The sequence below is a fragment of the Streptomyces sp. IBSBF 3136 genome (genome assembly GCF_036815105.1).
Taxonomy (GTDB): domain Bacteria; phylum Actinomycetota; class Actinomycetes; order Streptomycetales; family Streptomycetaceae; genus Streptomyces.
Genome location: NZ_JAJSZC010000263.1, coordinates 1 through 4,616, shown reverse-complemented (window position 1 = coordinate 4,616; position 4,616 = coordinate 1). Strand labels below are relative to the sequence as shown.

Sequence of the window (4,616 nt, the reverse complement as noted above, 5' to 3'; positions counted from 1 at the left end):
CGTCATGGGTGACCGCGCGGTTCCCGTCACCGGTGGCCTGTGGCGGGAGCGCGGTGGCCGTGCGGTGCAGGAACTCGATGCTGTGGCGGGCCGTCGCCGTGGCGGCGTGGCTGTGCCGGGGCAGTTCCACCGAGACCAGCCCGGTGTAGCGGGCGTCGCGCAGCGCCCGCAGGACCGGCGGGAAGTCGATCTCGCCCGCGCCGAACGGCAGGTGCTCGTGCACCCCGCGCCGCATGTCCTCGATCTGCACATGGGCCAGCCGGTCGGCGGCCAGCTCCACGCACCGCGCCTCCGGCCACGGCTCCAGGCAGCGGCAGTGCCCGATGTCCAGGGTGAGCCGGAACCGGTCGTGGCCGCCGAGGGAGCGCAGCAGCCTGCGGTACCCGGCGAGGTCCTCGACGAGCATGCCGGGCTCGGGTTCGAAGGCCAGGTCGACGCCGGCCCGTTCGGCCTCGTCGAGCGCCTGCGCACACCCCTGTTCCAGGCGCTGCCACGCCTGTTCCCGGGTGGTGCCGGGGTCGGGCGTGCCGCTCCAGAAGTGCACGGCCTCCGCCTCGAGTTCGGCGCCGGTACGGATGGCGCGGCGCAGCAGGTCGAGGCGTGCGGCCCGGCCTTCCGGCTCGGCGCTGACCAGGGTCGGCCGGTGCTTGCGCAGCGGGTCCAGGAGGTAGCGCGCTCCGGTCTCCACGACCACGGCGAGTCCGGTGCGGCGCAGGTCGCGGGCGACACGGCGGACGCGGGGCGCGAGACCGCGGGCGTAGGGGTCGAGGTGCTGGTGGTCCAGGGTCAGGGCCACCCCGTCGTAGCCGAGCCCGGCGAGGACGGAGAGGGCGTCGGTGAGGCGGTGGTCGGCGAAGCCGTTGGTGCCGTAGCCGAAGCGGAGTCCTGCGGCGGTCATGTCGGGGACACCTTCCTGGCGAGCCGGGCCGCCTGCGGGAGCCCGGCGGCGAGCACCACGGCGAGCCGCGGGGCTCCGGCACGCGCCACGAGGGCCGCCTGGAGGGGCAGCAGCGCGTGGATGCCCGTGCCGACGGCGGTTCTGACCCGGGCCGGGTCCCCCGGGTGGCGCAGGGCGGCCCACTGGGGGCGGGCGCAGGACGTCGCGTAGAGGGCGCAGGCGAGGAGGGGCACGGCGAGGCGGGGGTCCCTCAGGGTGCCGGCCGCGGTGAGCCGGCCGGTCCGGGCCGCGGTCACCACGCCGCTCGCGCCGAGCGCGGTCGCCGCGGTGACGGCGAGGGCGAGCAGCGGCTCGCGGCCGGCCTCGCCGGTCACCTCGTGGCGACTGAGACGTGTCACTCCCCAGGTGTGCAGGCCGGCGGTGGCCGCCGCACCGAGCGCGGGCGCGGCCGGGCCTGCGCCCGTGCCGTGCAGTACGTCGAGGGCGCGGGCCGCCGCCATGGCAATGGGGCCGAGCGGGGTCCGCTTCAGGCCGAGGTCGTACGCCCAGACGGCGGCCGCCAGCGGCAGCGTGCGGCGCAGCAGCACCCGCCGGCCGCCGGCCAGCGCGCCCAGGCCGAGGCCCGCGGCGGTGAGTCCGGCGGCGATGCCGAACGCGGCACCGGCGGGGATCCGCCCTGACGGCACCGGCCGCTCCGGGCGTTCCTCGGCGTCCTCATCGCGGTCCGCCCAGTCGTTGAGCGCCATGCCCGCCCAGTACAGGCTGACGGAGGACGCGGCGAGCAGCAGCGTCCGCCCGGCGGCGGGACGGCCAGCGGCCAGCGCGCCGGCGAGCACGTCGCCGGGCACGGTGAGCGCGGCGGGCGCGCGCACCAGCTCGGCGACGTCCCGGGCCCGGCGGCGCAGGACCACGGAGCGAGGGCGGTATCCGGTGTCGTACGGCCGGTTCCGGCGACCGCCGGTTCCGGCGGAGCTGTCGGGGCGGGGCTCGGAGGCGGGGGCGCCAGGGCCGGCGGAACCGTCGGCGGCGGGAGCGTCGATGCCGGCGGAAGCGTCGGTGGCGGAACCGAAGGCCACCGTGCCGGTACCGGCCGAACCGTCGACGCCGGGCTCGGGGGCGGGCACGCCGGCGTTTCCGGCCGGGGCAGGCGTGGGCCGCGCCGAACCGGTGCCGAACTCGCGGACGGGCTCACCGGCCGGGGGCCGCGCGCCGCAGCGGGCCGCGCGGAACGCGCTGCCGGCCGCACGCGCCGCCTCCCGGCAGGCGAAGGCCGTCTCCCGGGCCGCCCGGGTCAGGGAGCTCAGGCGGCGGCCCGGTTCGCGGGGCGAGGAGGCGGCGGCCGAGGAGACCGCGGCGGAGGCGGGGGAAGCGTCGGCCGTCGAGGAGGCCGAGGCGGAGGTGGCGGAGGCGACCGAAGTGGAGGTGCCGGAGGCGACCCAAGCGGCGGTGGCGGAGGCGACCGAAGTGGAGGTGCCGGAGGCGTCGGCGGCCGAGACGGACCTGGTGGACGTCGTGGAGGCGGCCGAGACGGAGGCGTGCGAGGCGGCGATGGCGGAGGCCTCGGCGGTGGACGGCCGTGGCCGTCCGGTGGCGGTGACCCTGGCCGGGCCGGGCGTCGTCACCGCGCCGGCCGGGGTCCGTCCGAGGGCGGCCGCGGTCGGCGCGCCCGCCGCGGACCGCGCCAGGGGCGTCCGCGGGCTGTTCACCGCGCCCCCTCGGGCAGGGGCGCCCGCTCGGGGGCCGCGGCCCAGGCGACGAGGTGGCCGTGCTGGAGGGTCAGGTTGTGCTCGGTGGAGGCCACCGGGTCCTTGAAGAAGAAGCCGAGGGCGGGCAGCGCGCCGCTCTCGCCGCGGCGCCGGGCCAGGGCGGCGAGCCGGACCAGATCCAGGACCAGGGGCGCGGCCAGTGCCGAGTCGCAGCCCTGCCAGGTGAACTGCAGGGACATGCGCACCCCGAGGAAGCCCTCGAAGGAGATGTGGTCCCAGGCGGTCTTCCACTCGCCCATCTCGGGCACGTTGTCGATGTGCACCTGGCCCTCGACGGCGTGCCCGACGGTCTCCTCCAGGGCGCGCTGCTTGGACTCGGTCTTGCTGCGCGCGGCCGCCGGGTCGGCGAGGGTCGCCCCGTCGCCGCCGCCGAGCAGGTTGGTGCCGGACCAGGAGCGGACGCGCAGCGCGCGCTGCGCGAACATCGGCGCGAGGGCGCTCTTGACCAGCGTCTCGCCGGTCTTGCCGTCACGTCCCGCGTGCGGCACCCCGCGCAGCCTGGCCAGTTCCTCCAGGGCGGGCAGCGCGGCACCGGCGGACGGGGTGAAGTTGACGTAGGCGCAGCCGGCGTGGAAGGCGGCGTACGCGTACAGGGAGCTGGGCGGCAGCAGGATGGTGCTGGTCGCCAGCGCCTTGTCGAGGTCGGCGAGGTCGAGGAAGGCGGGGTCGGGCTCGGGCAGCGCCTCGGTGGAGGAGACGTTGACGACGACGACCTGCTCCAGGCCGTGCCGGGTCCGGAAGTCGGCGATGTCGGCGGCGAGCCGGCGGGCGGTCGTGTACTGCGGTTCGCCGGGGCGCGGCGAGCCGTCGCGGATCTCCCGGTCCGCCGCCTCCAGGGCGGGTCGTACGGCGGCGACGACGCGGGCGGGGAGCACGCCCGCGTCGGCCAGGTGGCCGGCCCTCGCCGGCAGCGGCACGCCGACGATGTCGTGGCCGCCGAACACGAGGTCGGCGAGGGCCGGCAGGGATGCGCCACGGAAGACGGGGGATTCGGTGACGCATCCGGTCGCGGGGGTCAGATCAGCGGCGATCGCGGCCGTGCCGGCGACCACGGTGGTCGCGACCGAGCCACGGGCGCCGACCAGCCAGACGCCGACGCGGGGGGAGGTTCCGGTGGTGCGGTCAGTGTCCTGCATGGTGATCCAGCCTCCAGCTGGTGGTGCCGTACGGGGTCGAGGGCTACTTGCCGAGGTCGGCCGGGAACGGGGAGACGTCGAACGCCGCGTCCAGCTGGTCGCGGTCGCGGCGCAGCCACTTGGCGGTGATGTGCCGGACGGTGTGCCCGGGCAGCCGCGGGTTGTGGTCGAGGTCGGTGATCGGCTGGGCCAGCGACTGCAGCTCCCAGGCGACGCCCGCGAGCCGGTTGACGTGGGTCCACCAGCGGGGCTCGATGCCGAGCAGCACGAAGCCGGCGAGGAAGGGGTGCCAGCGGTGGTAGGCGTGCGTGGGCTCCGGCGGCGTGTAGTTCATCATGTGGACCTTCTGGCCGTCCGGGCGGCGCGGGTCGAACAGGACGCCCTGGCCGAACTCCTGGAAGGCGAAGACGAGTCCGTGCGGGTCGCGGCCGTAGTACTGGTCGTAGACGGCACGCTGGTTGCGCGAGAGGACCTCGAAGGCGTCCTTGTTGGGCTGGATCAGCTCCAGGAAGCTGCGCGGGTAGCGGCCGCCCTGGCGGGTGGCGGCCCAGGCGTCGTAGGTCTTGGTGAAGCCGCCGAACGGGGTGGTGATGGCGGCGACGGCGTCCTTCATCTCCTGCGAGGGGGTGTAGTAGGACATCTCGTCGTACTGGTACCAGAACTCGTTGGCCCAGCGGTCGCCGACCATACCCGGCACGTCCGGCAGGGAGGGGTGGGGGGGGGCGGGGCGCGGGGGGGGCGGGGGGGGGGGGGTTGGGGGGGTGGGGGGGGGCGGGGGGGGTCTGGTGGTTCGTGTACCCCGTCGCCCTGTCGCCG

Annotated in this window: 4 protein-coding genes; all 4 read right to left on the bottom strand. The window is 76.6% G+C overall.

What is annotated here, in order from left to right; all coding sequences use genetic code 11:
* A partial coding sequence (locus V7E45_RS35240) for a sugar phosphate isomerase/epimerase family protein (protein WP_333778337.1) occupies window positions 1-898 on the bottom strand: 898 nt, incomplete at its 3' end.
* Window positions 895-2,604, bottom strand: a complete 1,710-nt coding sequence (locus tag V7E45_RS35235; protein WP_333778336.1) for an SCO3242 family prenyltransferase — start codon at window positions 2,602-2,604, stop codon at window positions 895-897. The genes V7E45_RS35235 and V7E45_RS35240, both read right to left, overlap by 4 nt.
* A complete protein-coding gene (locus tag V7E45_RS35230; protein ID WP_333778335.1) occupies window positions 2,601-3,800 on the bottom strand; it encodes an inositol-3-phosphate synthase in 1,200 nt (399 codons plus the stop codon). Before V7E45_RS35230 ends, V7E45_RS35235 begins: the two co-directional genes overlap by 4 nt.
* A gap of 43 nt (window positions 3,801-3,843) precedes the next feature.
* Window positions 3,844-4,497, bottom strand: coding sequence for a Tat pathway signal sequence domain protein (locus tag V7E45_RS35225; RefSeq protein ID WP_333778334.1), 654 nt, complete (start codon window positions 4,495-4,497; stop codon window positions 3,844-3,846).
* Window positions 4,498-4,616: the final 119 nt, after the last annotated feature.

What these genes read in the sequence shown, in the direction of transcription:
- V7E45_RS35230 (WP_333778335.1), bottom strand. Translation starts at nt 3,800, where the DNA reads ATGCAGGACACTGACCGCACCACCGGAACCTCCCCCCGCGTCGGCGTC.